Here is a 22717-nt window from a genome sequence, read left to right on the forward strand (position 1 = left end):
GGGATGTTCTTTGCGATAGTTGACAGCATCCAATTTAAATTGCTTAGTGTGTTGTTTTGCTTTACGTGACATAATGAGTTCCTCCTATTATTATGATTATACTATATTTCGGGGGAATAGCTCATTTTACTTTGTACTAATTAGATGCTAACATCAATAGACAGTAAATTATGAATAGAAGCAAGAATACGAGACCTCGATAAAAAGAAAAAGAGAGTAGGTTTATAAGGTGACTGAGGTGACCACTTATATCTTTTGCTCTCTTTTTTTATAATCTTTTCCTATGTTGTTATTGTAGCTTCTTGTATGCGTCTTCGCAGTCGCTCTCTATTTTTTTCTGTGCCTTTTTTGAAAGTCCTTTATTAATGAGTTCTGTTAATCTAGAACTTGAATAGTCATTTATGTTTTCTGCATATCTATCATTGACCTTCAAATTTCCGTTCAAAAATTCTTGTTGATATTTGAAATTCATATATTCAATTTGATAATTCATAAATACTCGTTTACTGTTTAATAAGTAATCTTTGAAATTATAACCAGCTTTTTTGAAGACTTTATCTATTTTTTTATATCTTGAATTATTTTTAAACTCTTGAATTTCTGTTTTGATGAATTTTTCATATTCATTCTTATCTGTTGTAACTTTATTTTTTTCCCCGTTTTCATATTCTGTATTAATATCAACAACAGTTTTGGTTGCTTTACTATTTATATCAGATTTTTTTTCGCCATTGCATAGGAATGAAATGTAACTACTTTGATACATTTCTTGATTACTAAATTTATTCTTTTTACAGTATTTAATAAAATCAATTTTTTTATCATATTTCAATAAATCATCATAGAATTCATCTGAAAGAATGCTTTTGTTTTTTAAATTATATATCTTGGAACTTTTTTCGATATCTACTAGCTTATCAATAGCTTCTATATCGGTATATAATGCTCCGTCTTCTGTTTTCAAATAGCATTTTTTATCTTTTTTAAATAGATTGAATGTAATTATGTTTTCATTCTTTTCTACGATAGAAAAAACGTAGCAAGAAGAATCGGGTTTAATAGTAATATTATGAAATTTACTCAATGGTTTAGCATTTTCTATGTTCTTTTTCCAAACTTTTTCGTATTCTGAAACCTTAGTTGGATTTCCCTGAACGATAAAGCCATTATATTGTATGAGTTTTATATCAGAATCGTTTGGAAATTTGATCTTATTAGGTTTTTTAATCATCCAAAAACAAAGGATTGTAAATACTAAAACAATAACTATTCCAACAATTGCTAAAGTTTTTTTCTTCATAATATTAACTCCTTTCATTTTTTATCCTCTTTTTAAATTTTATCACTTAAAAAAAAAAAAAAAAGAATTCTAACATAATTAGCACAAAAACGACAAATTATGTTTTATTGTTTTTGTGCTATTTATGTTAGAATTAAGACTCATATTTTTTTTTGAGAACAGCTAATAAACATTTTTCATATATTTCCTTACTTGTACTACGAGAAATATTTAATCGTATTCCATTAGATAATGTAATCACATTTTTACTAAGTCCCTGAATATAATTTTGGTTTATTAAATAACTTTTATGAATTCTAAGAAATATATTCGATGACAAATATCCTTCGATGTCATTAAGTTTTGCATACATATAGATATCTTTATTAACTGTATGTAATATTATTTTGTGACTATAACTTTCACAATATATTATGTCTTCTTTTTTTATATTGTGTAAAAGTTTTTTTGAGATTTCCGTAAAATGATTATTTTTTTTATTATTCTTTTCAATCATAGTAAAGCTTTCATAACGCCTCCTCTTATAATGCCTGCGTATTAATAATAAAATAGCAGAAAATGTTTAGTCGTTTTTAATATCATTAATATTTATATACATTATACTATTTCTAAAAATTTTAATCTACCCAAAGATCGTTCTAATACAAGTTGAATGATATTTCGACGAGTTTAGAAAAAATAAAGTTTGACACATTATTGTGATTAAAAAGGGGGATAAATATGAAAAAAGAAAAAAAGCAGTCGGCTTTTGCTGAGCTTATGTCTTATGCCGGTAAATATAAGATATTGACTTATTTTTCAATAGTATTTTCTGTCATATCGGGCATTATGGCAGTTATGCCATTTGTTTATTTGGAAAAAATTATAAAAGAAGTTGTTAAAGTATATCCAGATTTTTCGAGAGCAACGCATATAGTTGAGTATGGTTGGATGGCAGTTGCGTATTCTCTTGGATATATGGCATTTAATTTCTGTGCACTTGCATGTTCACATCTTTCGGCATTTCGAGTAGCAAAAAACATGAAAAAATCACTATTATATCATATTTCAAAGCTCCCAATTGGTTTTTCAGATGAAATAGGATCAGGTAAAATTAGAAGAATTGTTTCTGACGAAACAGGTAATACAGAAACATTTCTTGCTCATAATTTACCTGACATTGTTCAGGCTATCACAGTTCCTATTGTATTAATTGTGATGTTTTTTATTCATGATATTCGCTTTGGAATAGCAAGTTTAATTCTATTTTAAATATTGAACCTTTGAGGAAAGCTAATAAAAATGAAGTTCCAAATGGTTCATCAGTAGAAGTAGAAGATGTAAAATATCAGTATGCAGAAGTGTGGCCTGTATGTATTGCAATTGTAATTGTGTTTACTTCTAAAAAAGTTCAAAAATATTTTGTAAAAAAATATGTTGATGCTAAAGTTGATTTAAGTGAAGCAATACAGGAATTTATTGAAGCATTACGCGATTTAAAAAGTAACAATGCTGAAAAAATAACATGAAAAAAATAATATGAAAAAACTACTTGAAAAAAAATAGTTAGTGTGCTAACAATATATAAAGATAGATTAAAAAAATAGATATCAAATAGATGTCAAATAGATGTCAACAGGCATTTTATTAGGAATATATATAATATTTGAGAATTTTAATATTATTTTAGGGAGCGATTCATTATGGAAAAAAGAACAAGTTTAGATAAAACATTAAAAAAAAAACTACAGGTAATGAAAATGTGGTAAGAAAAAAGACTGTCGCAGAAAGTAAGACTGTCGCAGAAAGAAAGACTGCCAAAGAAAAGAAGACTGCACCAGAAGAGAAAACTACAAATATCACAGAAAAATTTAAACCAGGATTTGTACTGGGAAAATTCAGAAAAATTAATATAATAGTAAAAAAAATCTGGTCTAATACCTGGAAGGATTCTACTATTGATCAAGAGCTCACACCAGTACAGGGAGCAACAATAGGTTTTTTAATCGACAATAGTGACAGGGATCTTTTTCAGAAAGATGTTGAAAAAGAATTCAATATTACAGGCGCAACGGCTACGAATATTTTAAAGTGTCTCGAAAAGTGTAATATGATACGTCGTGAAAGCGTGGAAAATGATGGTCGACTTAAAAAAATTACTGTGACAGAATTAGGCAAACACCACGACGAAAATGCCCTCAGAGCCTTAAAAAAAATAGAAAATAATATGTTCAATGGAATGTCAGAGGAAGAAATTATTCTTTTTAATAATCTGCTCGAAAAATGTGTGTCAAACCTAGAAATATTAAGTCAAAATGAGATTAATTAATATAATGCATGAATATTCTAAAAAGCCCAACCACAAAATATTGTAAAATGAACTTGACACTAACACAATATGTAGTATAATTAAGTTATGAAATGCAACTACATATATTGTTAGTGTGCTTTTTTTAAAGGAAAAATTAAATATTTTATACCGGTATTTGTACAAAAATTACTATTGACAATAGAAAAAAAATATTAGAAACATGAAATAAAACGAAATTTTTAAAAGAGCTTTTAAACTCTTGAAAAGAGCGTTTCAAATGACGTATAATATCGTTTGTATGCAAACAGGTAATTAGTTTTTAGATATAAGACCAACTTTGAAGATCATAAAGATCCTATACTAGTTTTTCTTATATCTATTTTTATGAAGTAAATTTACAGCAAAATAAATATCATGAGTGAACAAGAGAGGAAAATAATATGAAAATTATCAAACGTAGTGGTGTTGAAGAAGCATTTGACAACAAAAAAATAATTGCAGCTATTAGAAAGGCAAATGATTCTGTCATTGACTATGAAAAAATTGATGATACACAGATAAAAGACATTGCAAAAAATGTTGAAATTGCTTGTGAAAACATGAAGAGATCTGCAAGTGTTGAAGAAATACAAGATATGGTAGAGAATCAATTGATGAATCGTAGAGCTTTTAATGTTGCTAGAAATTATATCACTTACAGATATAAAAGAGCCTTAGTTCGTAAATCAAATTCAACTGATGAGCAGATTTTAAGTTTATTAGAATGCAATAATGAAGAAGTTAAACAAGAGAATTCTAATAAAAATCCTACAGTAAACAGCGTTCAGCGTGATTACATGGCAGGAGAAGTAAGTAAGGATATTACAAAAAGATTCTTGTTACCAGAGGATATTGTAGAAGCACATGAACAAGGAATAATTCATTTTCATGATGCAGATTATTTTGCACAACATATGCACAATTGTTGTTTAGTTAATTTAGAAGATATGCTTCAAAATGGAACAGCAATCAGTGAAACAATGATTGATAAGCCAAGAAGTTTTTCAACAGCATGTAATATTGCTACTCAGGCAATTGCACAGATTGCTAGCTCACAGTATGGTGGACAAAGTATTTCATTAGCTCACCTTGCCCCATTCGTAGAGGTTAGCCGTCAGAAATTCCGTAAACAAGTTAAAGCTGAGTTTGAAGCTGCTGGCATTGAATTAAATGAAGAGAAAATTAATCAAGTCACAGAGATGAGAGTTAGAGAAGAGATTAATCGTGGTGTTCAGACGATTCAGTACCAGGTTATTACTCTTATGACTACAAATGGACAGGCTCCTTTCGTAACAGTATTTATGTACCTTAATGAGGTACCTGAAGGTCAGACAAGAGATGATCTTGCAGCAATTACAGAAGAGATGCTTAAACAAAGAATTAAAGGTGTTAAAAATGAAAAGGGCGTATATATAACACCAGCATTCCCTAAGCTTATCTATGTACTTGAAGAAGATAATATTACAGAAGGTTCTAAATATTGGTATTTAACTAAATTAGCAGCAGAATGTACAGCTAAGAGAATGGTGCCTGATTATATTTCTGAGAAAAAAATGAAAGAACTTAAAGTTAACCAACATGGAGAAGGCGATTGCTACCCATGTATGGGATGTAGAAGTTTCTTAACACCATATATTGATCCAGAAACTAACAAGTCAAAATATTATGGCCGTTTTAACCAAGGTGTTGTAACTATTAACTTAGTTGATGTTGCATGTTCTTCAGAAGGTGATGAAGAAAAATTCTGGAATATTTTAGATGAAAGACTTGAGTTATGCTATAGAGCGCTTATGTGCAGACATAAGAGATTATTAGGAACTCCATCAGATGTTGCTCCTATTTTATGGCAAAATGGTGCATTAGCAAGATTAAAACGTGGAGAAGTTATCGATAAATTATTATACGGTGGATATTCAACAATTTCTTTGGGCTATGCAGGTCTTTGCGAATGTACACGTTATATGAAAGGTGTTTCTCACACAGATGAGGAAAAAGGAACACCATTTGCACTTAAGATTATGAAAAAATTAAATGCTGCATGTAAAGAATGGAAAGAAAAAGAAAATATAGACTTTAGTTTATATGGAACACCATTAGAGTCTACAACTTATAAGTTCTCTAAATGTTTACAGAATAGATTTGGTGTTATTGAAGGTGTTACAGATAAGAACTATATCACTAATAGTTATCACGTACATGTTACAGAGAAAATTAATGCTTTTGATAAACTTAAATTTGAATCAAAATTCCAAGAATTATCTCCAGGTGGAGCTGTAAGTTACGTAGAAGTTCCTAATATGCAAGATAATATCGAAGCTGTTTTATCAGTAATGCAGTTCATCTATGAAAATATTATGTATGCTGAGCTTAATACAAAGAGTGATTATTGTATGGAATGTGGATACGATGGTCAAATCGAAATTATCGAAGAAGAAAATTCAGGAAAATTAATATGGCAATGTCCTAATTGTGGAAACAAGGACCAAAGTAAAATGAGCGTTGCTAGACGTACTTGTGGATATATCGGAACACAGTTCTGGAACCAAGGAAGAACACAAGAAATCAAAGAAAGAGTTCTTCATTTATAAAAAGGACTAGGACAGGAGAGTTATAACAAATGTCAGATCAATTTATTAGAACTAGAATATTAATTGGTGATGAAGCAATAGATAAATTGAATAAATCAAGAGTGGCTGTATTTGGAGTAGGTGGTGTTGGAGGCTTCGTAGTTGAAGCCTTAGCACGATCTGGAGTAGGTGCTATTGATTTGATAGATAATGATACTGTAAGTTTAAGTAATATTAATAGACAAATAATAGCAACGCATAAGACAATTGGTTGCTATAAAACACAGGTCATGGAAGAACGTATTAAAGACATTAATCCAAATTGTAAAGTAGAGGTTCACAATTGTTTTTATTTGCCCGAAACAAAAGACGAATTTGATTTTACACAATATGATTATGTAGTTGATGCCGTAGATACAGTAACAGCTAAGTTAACTTTAGTTGAGGAAGCAAAGGCCAAAAATGTTCCAATAATTAGTAGCATGGGTGCAGGAAATAAATTAGATCCAACAGCATTTGAAATTGCGGATATTAGTAAAACTTCAGTATGCCCATTAGCTAAGGTGATGAGACGAGAGTTAAAGAAGCGTGGAATTAATAAATTAAAAGTTGTCTATTCTAAAGAAAAACCTGTTAAGCCAATAATTGATTTGGCAAAAGATCAAGTAGAATCAACCAGTAAGAGATCTGTTCCAGGTTCAATTGCTTTTGCACCATCAGTAGCTGGTTTAATAATTGCTTCTGAGGTAATAAAAGATTTAACACAGAAGTAACTTTGACGAAATAGTAAGGAATAATAAAAAAACAAATTTGCCAAAAAACATAAAAAATATTATAATGTAAAAAAATAAGCATAAACAGGAGAATGACTATGAAAGAAAAAAATTACGGTTCAAGAAGGTGGATAATTAGTATAATAGCTATGTTTGTCATGCTTGGATTATGGTATTTCGGAATGTATACTTGCGATCTTAAAAGTATATTAACAGATACATTGTTTGTGATTTTAACATTAGTTGCATTAGTAGTAATGCTTTTAGATATAGTTTTGGCATTAGTTTTTTTACAAACAGACAGCAGAAGAAAAAAGAAAAATAAATAAAAGCTATATGAGTTTAATAAAAAAAGGGCAAACACTTAAGAAAATTAAGTGCTTGTCCTTTTTTATAAATGACTAAAAACTTAACACAATAACATAAAACAAATAGCAATACAAATATATGATTGATTGAATGTAAGTAATTTAGATTTTGTTATCAACTTATTTAGTTGAATCTTCAGTAGAAAGTGTGCTTAAATAATTGTCAACACTTTCTGAATTAACTGTAAATGATTTAGCAGGTCTAGAGTCGATATAATGAGTGACGCCTGCTCTAATAATTAAAGCTAAAAGTGCTATTCCAATAATGGCTGTGCATAAAAGAAAAATATTCTTTTGAAGTTTGCGACGAGCGATTACTTTTGCACGATTTTTTCTTTCCTTTTTATGTAAATCAACTTTAGCTTGACTCATATTATTCTCCTTTTTTTGAAATATATGTTCTAACTAAAATATTACCTTTTTTGGAGAAAAAAAGCAACATCATTTACAGTAAAATAATAAAAAACTATTTGTTACTTGCTTGAATAATAGATAAATATAAAGTAAAATTACTTTTAGTAAAATAAAGAATATGGAGGATCCTATGAGTTTAGCAGATCAAACTTTTGTTGCAATGTGTAAGGATATTTTGGAAAACGGAGTGAGCACGGAGGGTGAGAAAGTAAGACCTCATTGGCCAGATGGAACTAGCGCTTACACTATTAAGAAATTTGGTGTTGTAAATCGTTACGATTTATCAAAAGAGTTCCCTGCAATCACTTTAAGAAAAACAGCAATAAAAACATGTACAGAAGAGATGTTATGGATTTGGCAAAGAAAATCTAACAATATTCATGATTTAAAAAGTACAGTATGGGATGAATGGGCTGACGAGAATGGATCAATTGGTAAAGCATATGGTTATCAACTTGGTGTCAAACATCAATACAAAGAAGGTATGATGGATCAGGTAGATAGAGTGATTTATGATTTAAAAAACAATCCATTTAGTAGAAGAATCTTAACAAATATTTATGTGCATGAAGATTTACATGAAATGAATCTTTATCCATGTGCATATAGTATGACTTTTAATGTTACTCAGAAAAAAGGTGATGATAAATTAACATTAAATGCAATTTTAAATCAGAGATCACAGGATATATTGACAGCAAACAATTGGAATGTATGTCAATATGCAGTACTTGTTCATATGTTGGCACAGGTATGTGATATGAAAGTTGGAGAACTTGTTCATGTAATCGCAGATGCACATATATATGATAGACATATTCCATTGGTAGAAGAATTAATTAAACGTCCACAGTATAAAGCTCCTAAGTTTTGGCTTAATCCAGAAATTAAAGACTTTTATAAGTTTACAAGAGACGATGTTAAATTAATTGATTATGAAACAGGTCCACAGATTACAGATATTCCAGTTGCAATTTAATAGTGGATTTAAGATGAAATCATGGTTTTAGAACGAAGTGACAAAAATCTATAAATAATTTTATAATAGACACTTAAAATGTGGAGGTAAAGATGAATTTAATAGTAGCAGTAGATAAAAATTGGGGAATTGGAAAAAATAATGATTTATTGGTTAGAATACCAGCAGATCAAAAATTTTTTAGAGATACTACAATCGGTAAAGTTGTAGTTATGGGAAGAAAGACATTAGAAAGCTTTCCAGGTCAAGTCCCTTTAAAAGGAAGAACCAATATTGTTTTAACTCATGATGAAAACTATGATGGTCATGGCGCAATCGTAGTAAATTCGATGGATGAATTAAAAGAAGAATTAAAAAAATATAATGATGAAGATATTTTTGTAATTGGTGGCGAAAAGATTTATAGACAGTTGCTTGACATGTGTAAAATCGCTCATGTTACTAAAATTGATTATGCGTATGATGCTGATGCATTTTTCCCTAATTTAGATGAACTAGATGAGTGGGAATTAGTTGCTGATAGCGAAGAACAAACATATTTTAATGTAATTTATCATTTCAATATGTATAAGAGAAAATAATATTAATTGTTATTCAATATGGTATCGGGGAAGGGTATTTATCATATTTTTCCCTGATATATATGTGAATAGTGATATAAATATGTATAAGTTTGTGGAAATGTACGAAATATATTTATAACATGAAATATTGTTTCGTATTTGATAGTTTATGAAAAGTGTTATGGGAAAGAAGGGAATAAAATGGATATTGCAGGCAGAAAATTATTTGTCAAAGCTTTAAATGAGGAGAAAGTAGATACAATTTTTGGCTATCCAGGCGGGATGGTTACGGATTTATTTGACGAATTATATAAACAAGATAAAATCAAAGTAGTTCTACCACGTCACGAACAAGGTTTAATTTTTGAAGCAGAAGGTTACGCTAAAGCAAGCGGAAAGACCGGTGTAGTATTAGTAACAAGTGGTCCTGGTGCGACGAATATCGTGACAGGTTTAGCAGATGCTTACTATGATAACGTACCTTTGGTATGTTTTACAGGTCAGGTTTCATGTAATCTTATTGGCAACGATGCGTTCCAAGAAGTAGATATAGTTGGAATGGCTAGAAGTGTGACTAAATATAGCATAACTGTAAAGGATAGACAATCATTAGGTAGAATAATTAAGATGGCATTTCATATTGCTAAGACGGGCAAGCCAGGCCCAGTTCTAATTGATATTCCAAAAGATATACAAAATACAATAGGGGATCCAGAGTATCCGGAAAAAGTTGAAATTAGAGGATATAAGCCTAATAATTCGGTTCATGTGGGTCAATTGAAAAAAGCATATAAATTATTAAAAAATGCAAAAAAACCATTAATTTTAGCTGGTGGCGGTGTTATATTATCTGGTGCGCAAGCGGAATTTAAAAGTTTTATAGAAAAAATGAATATACCAGTTGCAACAACAATTATGGCAAAGGGTGTATTACCAACAGGTCATCCACTATACATAGGAAACGGTGGATTACATGGAAAATATGCAGCAAATTTAGCCATAAGTGAATGTGATTTGCTTTTTTCTATAGGAACACGTTTCAACGATAGAATTACAGGCGATTTGAGTGAGTTTGCACCTAAAGCAAAAATTGTTCATGTAGATATAGATACTGCATCCATATCAAGAAACGTTGTCGTAGATGTTCCTATTGTTTCTGATGCCAAAAGAGCACTTGTAAAGTTAAATGAGTGGGCAGAGAGAATGGATACAGAAAAATGGAAAAAACAAATTTTTGAATGGGAAAAAAATTATCCTCTTGAGATGAAAAGAGATAAAGGAATGACTCCACAAATAATTATGGAACATATTAATTCTAATTTTGATGAAGCAATTTATGTGACAGATGTAGGGCAACATCAGATGTGGGCAACGCAATACCTTGATATGAGTTATAAAGATAAACTGATTACCTCAGGTGGTCTTGGAAGTATGGGATTTGGTCTTCCAGCTGCAATAGGTGCTAAAATTGCTATGCCGAAAAAAGAGGTTGTTTGTATCACTGGAGATGGCGGATTCCAGATGAATATACAAGAGTTAGCGACAGCAGTAGTGCAGCAAGCACCTGTAATTATATGCCTTTTTAATAACCAATATCTTGGAATGGTAAGACAGATGCAGCAATTGTTTTATGGAAAAAGATATGCAGCAACATGTTTAAGAAAGCGTGTAACTTGTCCTAAAAATTGTAAAGGACCTAATAAAGATTGTCCACCATATACACCTGATTTTGTGAGCTTAGCAGAAAGCTACGGAATTAAGGGGATTCGAGTAGAGAATGAAGATCAAATAGATGCAGCATTAGAAATCGCAAAAGGCAATAGAAAAACTCCAACGATAATAGAGTTTATTATAGCATCAGATGAATTGGTTTTACCAATGGCAAGACCAGGAAAACCAGTAAGCGATATGATTTTAAATTAGCCGCATTAGTGGACAAAGTTGAATAAATTACAAAGATAGGAGCGGGGTAAATGAATAAAATTATGGATAGAACCCTAAAAGAGAGATGGATTTCGTTACATGTTGAGAATCAAGTTGGTGTTTTGGCAAAAGTATCTGGATTGTTTTCGGGCAAAGCATACAATTTACAATCGCTCACCGTTGGAACAACAGAAGATGAAACAGTTTCAAGAATGACAATATGCGTAAAAAGTGATGATGTCACTTTCGAACAGATAAAAAAACAATTAAATAGAATGGTAGAAGTTATAAAAGTTGTCGATTTGACAGATTTATCAATCCACATGAAAGAAGTGATGTTTGTTAAGGTATTCGAGTTAAATACAATAGATAAGCAAGAAGCCTTTAATGTTGCACGAGTTTTCTCGGCAGATGTAGTTGATATAGGAAAAGATAGCGTGATGATGGAATGCAAATTGACAACACACAAAAATAATGAACTAATAGCGCTTTTGAAGAAAAGATTTAATAGAATTGAAGTCGTAAGAGGCGGTGCTGTAGCAATAGAGTCAATAAGTACGGCGTGTAAATAAAAAACGTGTAAATAAAAACGTATAAATAAAAACGTATAAATAAAATAATACGGTTTAGATGAAAATTCAAAGTCCCCCATCCATTAGAGGTAATTTCTAATGAATGGAGGACTTGTATATTTATCATAGTTTTATTAATTATCTAGCCATACTTACTAAGATTTCGCCAACGTACATAGTGTGCATATCATTGTCAGCATAGAATTTTTCTTTAATTGCTTTATCACAGAATGTGCTTTCATCGAGTTCAACTGCAGCCATTTTTTTGCAAATTAAAACTAAATTAGCTTCATCAGGGAATGGAATTCCGTGTTTTGATGTAATAGTTAAATTAGCTTCTTCAAATTTGTCAACATCACGACCTGAGTGAGAACCACAGTAATTTAGTGCATCTCTGTAGCTTTCGTCAAAAAATGAAATTGAAAAAACATCATTTTTATCAATAAATTCTTTTGTATAGCGAGACTCTCTGATAAAGATAAAAGCAGAATTCTTGCCCCACATAACACCGAGACCACCCCAGCTTACAGTCATACAGTTAGCATCATGTTTGCTACCTGCTGTAATAAGTGCCCATTCTTTGCCAAGCTTATTGAATGGATTTAAATCTATATCATTAATTGAAAAAGGTTGAAAAGTATGCATAAAAATTTCCTCTTTTCTTTTTTATTATATTTTAATGACCAATTTTGTTTTAGAAAAAATTTGATTGTATCATTTTTTATAAAACAAAGTAAAAGAATATATTTTTTATTCAATATTAACATATATCGGCAAAATAATAAAGGCAGTGATATTATAATTGATGAATTTTAAATAAAAACAAAAAAAAATCATAATGGTGAAAAATAAAAAAGGCACAAATTCTGTGATATAATATAAAGTATTGTCTAAAAAGTTTTTAAAAGTAAATTTAATTTATTTAATAAATGAATAGACAAAAGTATTTGTAGATTAAATTTTTTATATGTTTTTGAGAGGTTATTTAGATGGAAGATATAAAAGAAACAACTAGAATCATGGATGAAAAAGAATTAAGTCAATATGAAAAACTTATTTTGACTCCAATAAAAAAATTGATTCCAAAATTGGCGATTCCAACAGTGATAAGCATGATGATTACTATGATTTATAACTTGGTGGACGCTTTTTTTGTTGGAAAAATTGGAACAAGTGCAAGTGCTTCAACAGGAATTTTATTAAGTGTTCAGGCTATTTTTCAGGCAGTTGGATTTATGTTTGGACATGGAAGCGGAAGCAATATTAGTGTTCAACTTGGCATGGGCAAAAGGAATGAAGCAAACAAAATAGCAGCACTAGGCTTCTTTTCGGCGATTGTTGTAAGTATCGTTCCAATGTTTTTTGGCTTGATTTTTATAGACGATTTTATGAGAGCGCTTGGAAGTACTGAGACAATTTTGCCTTATGCAAGAAGTTATGGATTTTATATTTTAATTTCCGGTCCGGCACTCACACTTTCATGTATTTTAAATAATATCATAAGATATGAAGGCAAGGCTTTTTTTGCTATGATAGGTCTCGTTTCAGGTGGAGTACTTAACATGTTTTTTGATCCTATTTTCATGTTTGGATTAAATATGGGAATTCATGGTGCAGGTCTATCGACTGCAATTTCACAATATATCAGCTTAGGTATTTTGTATTATATGTTTTGGTCTAAAAAAACAATTACAGAAATAAAGTTTTGCAACTTTGAGTGGAATACAGTCCGTTTTTGTAGAATTATAAAAAATGGTTTACCAAGTTTAATTCGACAATCGTTGAATAGTGTGTCTACAATGACACTTAATATTTGTGCAATGCCATATGGAGACACAGCCATTGCAGCTATGGCAATCGTTGGAAGAGTTGCGATGTTTATAGGCTCAACAATGGTGGGAATAGGTCAGGGATTTCAACCGGTGTCGGCGTTTAATTATGGTGCTAAAAAATATAAAAGAATTCGAAAGGCGTTTTGGTTTACATTTTTTATTGGTGAAGGTGTACTTGGAATAATGGCGATAATGGGTATGTTTTTTCCGGCAGAAATAGTTAGAGTTTTTAGAAATGATGATAAAGTTGTGGAAATCGGTAGAATTACCTTGATGTATCAGTGCATTGCGATAATTGCTCAGCCAATGAGTATTGTCACAAATATGTTATTCCAAAGTATTGGAAAAAGTAAGATTGCTTCTTTTACAGCGGCATTAAGAAGTGGAATTTGTTATATTCCAACTTTAATAATTTTACCAAAGTTTATAGGACTTACTGGTGTTGAGTGTGCTCAAATGATATCAGATATTATGACTACTTTGATATGTTTGCCATTTACGGTTTATTTTTTCGCTAGACTTCCAAGAAAGGATGAAGAAGTAGAACTAGACAGGCAGTATATGGTCTCGAAAGAGAAAATGTATTATAATAAATCAGAGAGTTAAAATGTTAATTAGACTAAGTTAGGAGATTAAGTTTTATGTTATTTAATGAGAAAATGTACGAATTGGGAAGTAAACGTTCAGTAATTAGAGATTTATTTGAATATGGAAAAGAGCAAAGTAAGATTGTTGGGGCAGAAAATGTATTTGATTTTTCAATAGGAAATCCAACAGTTGAGGCCCCTGAAATTGTAAATAAAACTATCGTAGAGCTTACGTATAAAAAAAGTTCTATGGAACTTCATGGATATACTTCTGCACAAGGCGATGAGGAGACTCGTCAAGCTATTGCGATGTATTTAAATAAAAAATATGATACGAATTTTAAGAGTGATAATTTTTATATGACAGTTGGTGCAGCGGCTTCGCTTACTATCTGTTTTAATGCGCTTACTAGTTCAAAAGAAGATGAATTTATAGCGATTGCACCGTTTTTCCCGGAATACAAGGTCTTTGTTGAGGGAGCTGGTGCTAAATTAGAAGTGGTTTCGGCTGATGAAGTTAATTTTCAAATTAATTTTGATGAATTGGAGAAAAAAATAAATAAAAATACAAAAGGAATTATTATTAATTCTCCAAATAATCCTTCAGGAGCTGTGTACACTAAGGAAACTATTCAAAAATTATCCGATTTGCTTATGAAAAAATCAAATGAATTTGACACTGAAATTTTTATTATTTCGGATGAACCATATCGTGAAATAGTGTATGATGGCGTTGAAGTTCCATACGTCACAAAATATTATAAAAATACTATAGTTTGTTATTCTTATTCTAAATCACTTTCACTTCCGGGCGAGAGAATTGGTTATATTTTAGTTCCAGATGAAGTCGTAGAGAGCAAAAAAATATATGCTGCAATTTGTGGTGCAGGTAGATCGCTTGGCTTTGTTTGTGCACCAAGTATGTTCCAAAAAGTTTTGGTTAAATGTGTTGGTAAAACAGGTGACATTGAGATTTATAAGAAAAATCGCGATTTGTTATATCAAGGCTTAATGGAATTAGGTTATAAATGCTATAAACCACAGGGCGCATTTTATTTATTTGTAAAAATTTTAGGTGATGATGAAGAAGAATTTTGCAAAAGAGCAAAAGAGTTGAATCTATTAGTAGTAGGAGCAACTGGTTTTGGATGTCCTGGTTGGGTAAGAATTTCATATTGTGTAGATGAATATATGATAAATAGATCTTTTGGCGCATTTAAAAAGTTGAAGGAATCATTTGAATAATAATAATCTACAAATCTATTTTTACGGGAAACTAGGAATTCAATTAGATAAGAATTTTGTAGGAGAAAAGTAATAAATGAAAGCAAATAGTCAATGGTTTGTATACAATAAGAAAGCTGATTTTTTTGGATTAGCTAAAAAGTTTAACGTAGATCCAGTAATTATCAGGGTCATGCGTAACAGAGAAGTTATTGAGGAGGAAGATATCAGAAGATATTTAACAGGCGATAGCAGTGATTTTTATAATCCACACTTATTAAAAGATGTTGAAATATTAACAGATATTTTAATTGAAAAGTTTAATGAAAATAAAACTATTAGAATAATAGGTGACTATGACATTGATGGCGTAATGTCTTCTTATATTTTAAGAGTTGGATTAGGTAAGTTTTCTAATAATGTTTCAGTCAGAATTCCGGATCGTAAAAAAGATGGATACGGTTTAAATATGAATATGATTGATGCAGCATATGAAGATGGTGTGGATACAATTATCACATGCGATAACGGAATTGCAGCTATTGATGAAATTGCACATGCAAAAGAATTAGGCATGACAGTACTTGTTACTGATCACCACGAAATTCCTTGCAAGATTGTAGATGATAAAAAAATAACTTTACGTAGTCAAGCTGATGCAATTGTTAATCCTCATCAAGAAGAGTGCGAGTATCCAAACAAGAAGCTTTGTGGTGCAGCAGTGGCGTGGAAAGTGATATGCGTTTTATATGAGAAGATGGGGATACCAAGTGAAGAGGCTGATGAACTAATTGAAATGGCGGCTTTTGCTACCGTTGGAGATGTAATGGATTTAGTTGGGGAAAATAGAATTATTGTAAAAGAAGGCCTAAAAAGAATTAGAAATACAAAAAATATAGGCATGAAAGCGTTACTTGCAGCCTGTAATATAGAAATGGATCAGGTCAATGCTTTTCATTTTGGATTCGTTTTAGGCCCTTGTATAAACGCAAGTGGTCGTTTAGAGACAGCGATTCGTGCTTTAGAATTATTTTTAGAGAAAAATCCATTAAAAGCAAAAACAATAGCTGAAGAATTAGTGACCTTAAATGAAGAGAGAAAAGAGCTTACAGTAGAAGGCACTAAGGAAGCTATTGAAATTGCTAACTCGAAAGAATATGAAAACGATACAGTTCTTGTATTATATTTGCCAAATATTCCAGAGAGTATAGTTGGTATTATTGCCGGAAGAGTCAGAGAAAGTCAGTATAAACCGGTTTTTGTTTTGACTAAAGGAGAAGAATGTGCAAAGGGTTCAGGTCGTTCAATTGAGGAATATTCAATGTTTGATGAAATGTGTAAATGTCGTGAACTATTCATAAAATTTGGCGGACACCCTATGGCAGCGGGATTATCGATGGAAGAAACAAAAATAAATGTATTTAGAAAAAAAATAAATGAGATTTCCCCTTTAGTAAATGAAAAATTAACCGAAAAAGTTCATATAGATTTCTATATGCCGGTGGATTACGTAACAATGGACCTAGTAAGGCAATTAAATGTACTTGCCCCATTTGGCAAGGCAAATGAAAAACCAATATTTGTTGATAAAAATCTTAAAATTCGTCGAATGATTGTTATGGGAAAAAATAAAAACGTATTAAAACTATTTTTAATTTCCGAAAAAGGAGCCGAAGTAACAGCAATTTATTTTGGAGATATAAATGAATTTGAAGAATATTTAATTGATAAATATGGCGAGGAAGAAGTGAATAACGCTTTTTTAGGAAAAAATAACAAAATTTTGATTTCAATGGTTTATTATCCGACAATAAACGCTTATAATAATAATGAGAGCTTACAATTTCAAATGCAATATTTTCATTAATTCTAGATAGAATTACGTGTTGACCGAGATAGTATTACTTAGAGACTAAAGGATAGACCAAAAATTTAGTGTTCTTATGAAAAAATTAATGGAGGTATAATAAATGTTTGGTGGTAAAGAGGGGAAAAAGCTATCACAAGATGATGCAAGCAAATATTATCAGGCAATCACAAATTTAGTTGAAGTAAAAGATACATGGAACGCAAACATGGAAGAAATGCAATTATCTAGAAACCAAATGTGTTCTGATATTTTACAAGTTAAGAATAATACTAGAGAAAATTTAAAATTAGCAAAAGTAAATATAGATAGTCATCAAAAAATCATAAAGAAAATGGAGGATTTTGTTGGTGAAGTTAAGTATGAACGTACGAGAATTAATGAGCTAGTAGAAGCTATGAAAAATCAAGGCTATAGTTGTGAAAAAGTTGCAAAATATAGTGTTGATTATAAGAATATATCTGATGATCTTGCTTCAAAAAATAAAGATGTTGTAGAAGATAATGAAATTTGTTTAGATGAATTAGAAAACATGAACAAAGTTGGAAAAGAGATGGAACTTCAGACATTAAATCTCGCAATATCTGCAAGACGTAAGGGTGCGATGGGACAAGAATTTTTAGATAATGCTGAGAAAGTTCGTCAGTTGTCTTTGAAATATGTTGATTCAGCTAATCAAGTTAAATCTATGCTAGATGGCGTTAACAAGAAACTAGATGAAATTCAAAAGTTGCTTACAAAAGCAGAAAATCAAGTAGAAGAAAGTGGCGATAAAGCTAAAGAAGTTGCTTTAAATAATGTTTATGCTACACAACGTCTAGGTAATATTAAACTTAATGAAATAGTTGATTATTTGACCGAAATTAAAGAAATGATTGGTGAAAATAAAAAGAATGATGAAGAAATTGTAAAAACTCAAGAGAGAAGTCTGATTCAAATTGAGGACATTAATTTTGAGGTTATTTACCAAAAAAATTCATCAAATGAATTATTTGACGTAGTAAAACCTTTTTTTAATGCAGAATATGACTCATATGAGGAAGACTAAATTTAGTGTTAAGTGAGGGTTTTAAAAAGTGAGTATTAGAGAAAATTTTACATTATTATCGAATAATGGAAAAACAAAAATAAATTGTGTGACTTGGAAACCAGAAAATGGTAAATGTAAGGGCGTAGTGCAATTAATACACGGAATGATAGAATATATTGATCGATATAGTGAATTCGCAGAATTTTTAACACAAAATGAATTTGTTGTGGTAGGACATGATCATTTAGGTCACGGAAAATCAATTGATTCTGAAGAAGATTATGGATTTTTTGATGAAGAACGTCCAAGCAATGTATTGATTGCAGATATTCATAATTTAAAAAATAAAATGCAAGAAGAATATAAAGATGTTCCATATTTTTTGTTAGGTCATAGTATGGGATCCTACATGTTGCGCAAATATATTGCATTATATAATAGAAACGTAGATGGTGTAATTATCATGGGAACAGGATTTGTTGCGCCTAAAACGACACTTTCAGGAATGAAATTTGCTAAGATTATTAAGAAATTTAAAGGAAGTCATCATAGAAGTAAAACATTAGAAAACCTTACTTTCGGAAAATCATATAACAAATTTGACAAAACAGGAGCTGATGTAGCAAACAGTTGGCTAACTAAAGATCAAGATATTGTAAAAAAATATTATTCTGATCCGTTATGTACATTTAAATTTACCGTTAATGGATATTTAGGTTTATTAGAAGCTGTTTTATTTAGTTGTAAATTAGAAAATGTGGATAGAATACCTAAAAACATTCCGTTTTTCTTTGTATCTGGTGAAGATGATCCTGTTGGTGACTTTGGAAAAGGCGTAAAAAAAATATATGATATGTTCAATTTGACAAATCATAAAGATGTAACCATGAAATTATATAAAAATGATCGTCATGAAATTTTACATGAAACAGATAAAGAGATTGTTTATAAAGATATCTTGAACTGGATTAATTCGCGTGCAGAAAAATAAATTAAGAGATAAAAAAAGATAAACAATAAAAAGATGAACAATAAATAGCAGATAAAAAACCTTGTTACATTTGATATGTAGTAAAATACACAATAAATGTATGCAAGGTTTTTTTTAATGTTACATCTGTCTATATTTTTTCTTATAACGAATTAATTCACTTGATGTCGTTTTAAAAGTAAACTTATTAACAACATAAGCAAGTAAACAAGCTAAAAAAACATCGATTGTAGAATGCTGTTTAATAAACATTGTTGAAAGAATAATGCTTATTGCAAGTAATGCAGAGCCAAAACAAAACATTCTTTTATTTTTAAATTTATCACTGCTAATTATTGCTAGATGGACACCAATTGTATTATAAACATGAATACTTGGCAAAATATTTGTAGGTGTATCCGAAGCGTAAATTGCCTGGCATAAACTTGTACAAATATTATGGTGAGCAAAATAAGCTGGTCTTAAAAATTGTCCATTTGGATAAATAACAGAGCAAATTAAGAATAATGTCATGCCTGTAAATAAAAATCCACAAAGTCTATAATGTATTTTTTTGTCGGTAAGCGCAAAAAAAGTAACTCCCCATCCTACATAAAAAAACCATAAAATATATGGAATTACAAAGTATTCACAAAATGGTATAAGATCATCAATTGGTGTGTGAATTATATGAAAATGAGTAGTTATATTGGCTTCAATTAAGTTAAAACATATCAAATAAGGTATAAAATAAAGTAAAATCAGTAGATGTTTAACTTTAGCATAACCAATCTGAGCATAATGTCTTACTATTATCATTGAATCATCCTCTATAAATTATATTTCAATATTGTTTCATAATATTATAACACAAAACACCTAATTTAATAAAATAAAATTTTTATATAAAAAAAATATAAATAAAAAATAAAAAAAAATTAAAATATTCGAACCTAAAAATTTGCATTTAAAAAATAATCTTGTATTTATGGCACTAAATGGAAAACGTAAAAGATTTGTAACATTTTGCAGTTTCTTGACTTTTTAAATCCGATTTGTATAATAGAAATTGTTTGTATTTCACAAGAAATTTAAAAAGTAATAGCTATAAATAACGAACAGGAAAAGAGAGGTTTTGTATGTTTAACAAAATTATGGAAAACAAAAAAATCTTATATAGCATAATAGGTGGAATTGCTTTTCTACTTGTTGTTTATATAGGTGGCGGTCTTTATTTTTCGAAACATTTTTGCCCTGGAACAACTATCAACGGCAGAACAGTTGGTGGTTACTCAGAGGAAAAAGTAAAAGATATGATGATGTCGAATGTAGATAATTATGAGCTAACGTTAGTAACTCGTGAAAAAAATAAAGAAACAATCAAAGGAAAAAATTTTGGACTAAAACAAGATTGGGATGATGGAGTAGAAAAATTACTCGATAATCAAAATGGTTTTACATGGATTGCAAAATTATTTTCTGGAGATAAATTATCAACAGCAACATTAATAAGCTATGATGATAAGAAGTTAGAAAATCAACTTGATTCATTAGCTTGTATGCAAAAAGAAAATCAAAAAGAGCCAGTAAATGCAAGAATTTCTGAATATACACCAGGAAAAGGATTCACAGTTTTAGCCGAAGAAGACGGTAATACAATTGATAAAGATAAGCTTTTAAAGAAAGTAAAAGAAACAGTAAATAAGACAGAAGATACTCTTAACTTAGAAAAAGCAGAAGTTTATGTTGAGCCAAAGGTTAAGAAAGAAGATAGTAAATTAAAAAATTCTGTTAAGAAGTTGAATAAATGTGTAAAATCAAAAATCACATTAAAATCAGGTAGCCAAGTTGAGACAGTTGATTTAAATAACTTCAAAGATTGGTTAACAATTGACGATAATGAAAATCCATCAGTTGATGAAGCTAAATTAGCAGCATACGTTGATACATTATCCAAAAAATATACAACATTTGGAAAACCAAAACAATTAAAAACATCTTATGGTCCAGTTGTTACTATTGGTAATAGTCATTACGGTTGGAAAGTAGATAAAGCACAAGAAATAAAGCAGTTAAGAGAAGACATTTTATCAGGAAAAAATGTTACTAGAGACTTAAATTATTCAGTTAAAGCAGCAAGCCATGACGGAAATGATTACGGTGATTCTTATGTAGAAATTAATCTTACAGCTCAGAAATTATTTGTAATCAAGGGTGGTTCAAATGTATTTGAATCAGATATTGTAACAGGCAATGTTTCTAAAGGTAATGGAACACCAGCAGGTGTATTTGGTGTTACATATGCCACAAGAGATGCAGTTTTAAAGGGAGATAACTATGCATCACATGTTTCATATTGGATGCCTTTTAATGGAAATATTGGTATGCATGATGCTACATGGAGAAATAAATTTGGTGGTATTATTTATAAAACAAGTGGATCTCACGGATGTGTTAACTTACCATTAGGTTCTGCACAGACTGTTTTTGGATATGTTTCTAAAGGATTTCCTGTTTTAGTATACGAACTACCAGGAACTGAAAGAGGTTTATCAGCAGCTGATCAGGCTAAGGTAAATGATGTTGTTAACACAATTAATGCGATTGGAGCAGTTACATTACAATCTGAGCCAGCAATTGCAACAGCAAGAGGAAAGTATGAAGCTTTACCAGCACAGGCAAAAGGTCAGGTTACAAATTATGCTAAATTACAACAAGCAGAAGCTTCATTAGCAACATTAAAACAACCACACTAAGGTAATTAATTAAAACTAATAAATTATTTTTGTTGTTGACAAATTATATTTGTTGATGTTATATTTTTAAATATATATATGGATAAAAGTACTGATGAAGAGGAGTACACAGGTAGATTGCTGAAGAGAGAATGGTGTTCATCGGCTGGAAGACACCAGAGTTAAGCTTGTGGAAGGTAGCTTCTGAACTTATAAGATGAAACATTTAAGATGTAAGTAGTTTTATACGGTTTATTCCCGTTACAGAATAAAAGAGATATACGCTTATAAGTGTATAACAAAGGTGGTACCGCGATAATTCGCCCTTTATGCATAGTTTTGCATAAGGGGCTTTTTTTGTGTAGCAAGGTTTTAATAAACCCCCTGCTATGCAGGGGGACAACAGACGCTTTAGCTTACAGTAAAAACCTCCCGTGATATAATAACTTTGGTTCGCCAGCCAAGCTAAATATTACAGGAGGTGGTCCAAGATGGACATGAATAGTTTATCACATACAAAGTGGGAATGTAAGTACCATATTGTATTTGCGCCAAAATTCAGAAGAAAGGTAGCATATGGGCAATTGCGACAAGACATAGCCAACATTCTCAGCATGTTGTGTAAAAGAAAACATGTAGAGATAATCGAGGCGGAAATATGCCCAGATCACGTGCATATGCTGG

At 30.5% G+C, this 22717-nt stretch carries 22 protein-coding genes and 1 other annotated feature; of the genes, 17 read left to right on the plus strand and 5 right to left on the minus strand.

Features of this window, described 5'->3' with window-relative positions:
* Positions 1 to 289: 289 nt before the first annotated feature.
* The gene (locus tag BMY79_RS10535) at positions 290 to 1318 is read right to left on the minus strand and encodes a hypothetical protein (protein ID WP_074730920.1); all 1029 of its coding nucleotides are present in this window, start codon (positions 1316 to 1318) and stop codon (positions 290 to 292) included.
* A 115-nt stretch (positions 1319 to 1433) separates the two neighbouring features.
* Entirely contained in the window at positions 1434 to 1796 is a 363-nt protein-coding gene (locus tag BMY79_RS10540; RefSeq protein ID WP_022750219.1) for a LytR/AlgR family response regulator transcription factor, read from the minus strand.
* 224 nt (positions 1797 to 2020) lie between these two features.
* On the opposite strand from BMY79_RS10540, the gene BMY79_RS10545 reads away from it, so the two are divergent.
* The 6 genes from BMY79_RS10545 to BMY79_RS10570 all read left to right on the plus strand — a co-directional run bounded on the left by BMY79_RS10545 (position 2021) and on the right by BMY79_RS10570 (position 7298).
* Entirely contained in the window at positions 2021 to 2551 is a 531-nt protein-coding gene (locus BMY79_RS10545; protein ID WP_074730921.1) for an ABC transporter transmembrane domain-containing protein, read from the plus strand.
* Positions 2552 to 2562: 11 nt separating this feature from the next.
* Entirely contained in the window at positions 2563 to 2808 is a 246-nt protein-coding gene (locus BMY79_RS10550; RefSeq protein WP_074730922.1) for an ABC transporter ATP-binding protein, read from the plus strand.
* Between the two features lie 233 nt (positions 2809 to 3041).
* Complete coding sequence (locus BMY79_RS10555; RefSeq protein ID WP_027422457.1) at positions 3042 to 3608, plus strand: MarR family winged helix-turn-helix transcriptional regulator; 567 nt, start codon at positions 3042 to 3044, stop codon at positions 3606 to 3608.
* 422 nt (positions 3609 to 4030) lie between these two features.
* A complete protein-coding gene (gene nrdD / locus BMY79_RS10560; protein ID WP_074730923.1) occupies positions 4031 to 6217 on the plus strand; it encodes an anaerobic ribonucleoside-triphosphate reductase in 2187 nt (728 codons plus the stop codon).
* A gap of 29 nt (positions 6218 to 6246) precedes the next feature.
* Positions 6247 to 6969 carry a tRNA threonylcarbamoyladenosine dehydratase gene (locus tag BMY79_RS10565; protein ID WP_022750225.1) on the plus strand — a complete coding sequence of 241 codons (723 nt, stop codon included), beginning with the start codon at positions 6247 to 6249 and terminating at the stop codon, positions 6967 to 6969.
* A gap of 92 nt (positions 6970 to 7061) precedes the next feature.
* On the plus strand, positions 7062 to 7298 hold the full coding sequence (locus BMY79_RS10570) for a hypothetical protein (RefSeq protein ID WP_143065851.1): 237 nt from the start codon (positions 7062 to 7064) through the stop codon (positions 7296 to 7298).
* Between the two features lie 159 nt (positions 7299 to 7457).
* On the opposite strand, the gene BMY79_RS10575 is transcribed toward BMY79_RS10570, so the two are convergent.
* On the minus strand, positions 7458 to 7709 hold the full coding sequence (locus BMY79_RS10575) for a hypothetical protein (RefSeq protein ID WP_022750228.1): 252 nt from the start codon (positions 7707 to 7709) through the stop codon (positions 7458 to 7460).
* 172 nt (positions 7710 to 7881) lie between these two features.
* Between BMY79_RS10575 and thyA the strand changes: the two genes are divergently transcribed.
* The 4 genes from thyA (at position 7882) to ilvN (ending at position 11788) form a co-directional block, all read left to right on the plus strand.
* Positions 7882 to 8730 carry a thymidylate synthase gene (gene thyA, locus BMY79_RS10580; RefSeq protein ID WP_022750229.1) on the plus strand — a complete coding sequence of 283 codons (849 nt, stop codon included), beginning with the start codon at positions 7882 to 7884 and terminating at the stop codon, positions 8728 to 8730.
* Positions 8731 to 8822: 92 nt separating this feature from the next.
* Positions 8823 to 9311, plus strand: a complete 489-nt coding sequence (locus BMY79_RS10585; protein WP_022750231.1) for a dihydrofolate reductase — start codon at positions 8823 to 8825, stop codon at positions 9309 to 9311.
* Positions 9312 to 9494: 183 nt separating this feature from the next.
* Positions 9495 to 11216 (plus strand): biosynthetic-type acetolactate synthase large subunit, encoded by a 1722-nt coding sequence (gene ilvB / locus BMY79_RS10590; protein WP_027422459.1) that lies wholly within the window; start codon positions 9495 to 9497, stop codon positions 11214 to 11216.
* Positions 11217 to 11278: 62 nt separating this feature from the next.
* Positions 11279 to 11788: an acetolactate synthase small subunit gene (gene ilvN, locus BMY79_RS10595; protein ID WP_027422460.1), complete on the plus strand. Its 510-nt coding sequence runs from the start codon at positions 11279 to 11281 to the stop codon at positions 11786 to 11788.
* 138 nt (positions 11789 to 11926) lie between these two features.
* On the opposite strand, the gene BMY79_RS10600 is transcribed toward ilvN, so the two are convergent.
* A complete protein-coding gene (locus BMY79_RS10600) occupies positions 11927 to 12433 on the minus strand; it encodes a flavin reductase family protein (RefSeq protein ID WP_022749867.1) in 507 nt (168 codons plus the stop codon).
* 344 nt (positions 12434 to 12777) lie between these two features.
* On the opposite strand from BMY79_RS10600, the gene BMY79_RS10605 reads away from it, so the two are divergent.
* From BMY79_RS10605 to BMY79_RS10625, 5 genes are all read left to right on the plus strand, one after another.
* Positions 12778 to 14226 (plus strand): MATE family efflux transporter, encoded by a 1449-nt coding sequence (locus BMY79_RS10605; protein ID WP_197020010.1) that lies wholly within the window; start codon positions 12778 to 12780, stop codon positions 14224 to 14226.
* A gap of 35 nt (positions 14227 to 14261) precedes the next feature.
* On the plus strand, positions 14262 to 15452 hold the full coding sequence (locus BMY79_RS10610; RefSeq protein ID WP_022749869.1) for a pyridoxal phosphate-dependent aminotransferase: 1191 nt from the start codon (positions 14262 to 14264) through the stop codon (positions 15450 to 15452).
* Between the two features lie 76 nt (positions 15453 to 15528).
* Positions 15529 to 17298 carry a single-stranded-DNA-specific exonuclease RecJ gene (gene recJ, locus BMY79_RS10615; protein WP_074730925.1) on the plus strand — a complete coding sequence of 590 codons (1770 nt, stop codon included), beginning with the start codon at positions 15529 to 15531 and terminating at the stop codon, positions 17296 to 17298.
* A gap of 103 nt (positions 17299 to 17401) precedes the next feature.
* A complete protein-coding gene (locus BMY79_RS10620) occupies positions 17402 to 18346 on the plus strand; it encodes a methyl-accepting chemotaxis protein (RefSeq protein WP_074730926.1) in 945 nt (314 codons plus the stop codon).
* Positions 18347 to 18374: 28 nt separating this feature from the next.
* Positions 18375 to 19319: an alpha/beta fold hydrolase gene (locus BMY79_RS10625; protein WP_051604879.1), complete on the plus strand. Its 945-nt coding sequence runs from the start codon at positions 18375 to 18377 to the stop codon at positions 19317 to 19319.
* A gap of 120 nt (positions 19320 to 19439) precedes the next feature.
* On the opposite strand, the gene BMY79_RS10630 is transcribed toward BMY79_RS10625, so the two are convergent.
* Positions 19440 to 20117 carry a phosphatase PAP2 family protein gene (locus BMY79_RS10630; RefSeq protein ID WP_022749874.1) on the minus strand — a complete coding sequence of 226 codons (678 nt, stop codon included), beginning with the start codon at positions 20115 to 20117 and terminating at the stop codon, positions 19440 to 19442.
* Positions 20118 to 20437: 320 nt separating this feature from the next.
* Here BMY79_RS10630 and BMY79_RS10635 point away from each other — a divergent pair, with 320 nt between their 5' ends.
* Together BMY79_RS10635 and tnpA are read left to right on the plus strand one after the other, a co-directional pair.
* A complete protein-coding gene (locus BMY79_RS10635) occupies positions 20438 to 22054 on the plus strand; it encodes a L,D-transpeptidase family protein (protein WP_242941501.1) in 1617 nt (538 codons plus the stop codon).
* 82 nt (positions 22055 to 22136) lie between these two features.
* Positions 22137 to 22364 (plus strand) — a binding site (T-box leader).
* A 160-nt stretch (positions 22365 to 22524) separates the two neighbouring features.
* The coding region (tnpA, locus tag BMY79_RS10640; protein ID WP_143065850.1) for an IS200/IS605 family transposase at positions 22525 to 22717 on the plus strand (193 nt) is incomplete at its 3' end.

Origin of the sequence: Lachnobacterium bovis (genome assembly GCF_900111325.1) — a bacterium.
Classification (GTDB): domain Bacteria; phylum Bacillota; class Clostridia; order Lachnospirales; family Lachnospiraceae; genus Roseburia; species Roseburia bovis_A.

Bases quoted from the DNA above. Each gene is read 5' to 3' on its own strand.
- BMY79_RS10535 (WP_074730920.1), bottom strand. From the start codon at position 1,318: ATGAAAGGAGTTAATATTATGAAGAAAAAAACTTTAGCAATTGTTGGA.
- BMY79_RS10540 (WP_022750219.1), bottom strand. From the start codon at position 1,796: ATGATTGAAAAGAATAATAAAAAAAATAATCATTTTACGGAAATCTCA.
- BMY79_RS10545 (WP_074730921.1), top strand. From the start codon at position 2,021: ATGAAAAAAGAAAAAAAGCAGTCGGCTTTTGCTGAGCTTATGTCTTAT.
- nrdD (WP_074730923.1), top strand. From the start codon at position 4,031: ATGAAAATTATCAAACGTAGTGGTGTTGAAGAAGCATTTGACAACAAA.
- BMY79_RS10565 (WP_022750225.1), top strand. From the start codon at position 6,247: ATGTCAGATCAATTTATTAGAACTAGAATATTAATTGGTGATGAAGCA.
- BMY79_RS10570 (WP_143065851.1), top strand. From the start codon at position 7,062: ATGACTATGAAAGAAAAAAATTACGGTTCAAGAAGGTGGATAATTAGT.
- BMY79_RS10575 (WP_022750228.1), bottom strand. From the start codon at position 7,709: ATGAGTCAAGCTAAAGTTGATTTACATAAAAAGGAAAGAAAAAATCGT.
- thyA (WP_022750229.1), top strand. From the start codon at position 7,882: ATGAGTTTAGCAGATCAAACTTTTGTTGCAATGTGTAAGGATATTTTG.
- BMY79_RS10585 (WP_022750231.1), top strand. From the start codon at position 8,823: ATGAATTTAATAGTAGCAGTAGATAAAAATTGGGGAATTGGAAAAAAT.
- ilvB (WP_027422459.1), top strand. From the start codon at position 9,495: ATGGATATTGCAGGCAGAAAATTATTTGTCAAAGCTTTAAATGAGGAG.
- ilvN (WP_027422460.1), top strand. From the start codon at position 11,279: ATGGATAGAACCCTAAAAGAGAGATGGATTTCGTTACATGTTGAGAAT.
- BMY79_RS10600 (WP_022749867.1), bottom strand. From the start codon at position 12,433: ATGCATACTTTTCAACCTTTTTCAATTAATGATATAGATTTAAATCCA.
- BMY79_RS10605 (WP_197020010.1), top strand. From the start codon at position 12,778: ATGGAAGATATAAAAGAAACAACTAGAATCATGGATGAAAAAGAATTA.
- BMY79_RS10610 (WP_022749869.1), top strand. From the start codon at position 14,262: ATGTTATTTAATGAGAAAATGTACGAATTGGGAAGTAAACGTTCAGTA.
- recJ (WP_074730925.1), top strand. From the start codon at position 15,529: ATGAAAGCAAATAGTCAATGGTTTGTATACAATAAGAAAGCTGATTTT.
- BMY79_RS10620 (WP_074730926.1), top strand. From the start codon at position 17,402: ATGTTTGGTGGTAAAGAGGGGAAAAAGCTATCACAAGATGATGCAAGC.
- BMY79_RS10630 (WP_022749874.1), bottom strand. From the start codon at position 20,117: ATGATAATAGTAAGACATTATGCTCAGATTGGTTATGCTAAAGTTAAA.
- BMY79_RS10635 (WP_242941501.1), top strand. From the start codon at position 20,438: ATGTTTAACAAAATTATGGAAAACAAAAAAATCTTATATAGCATAATA.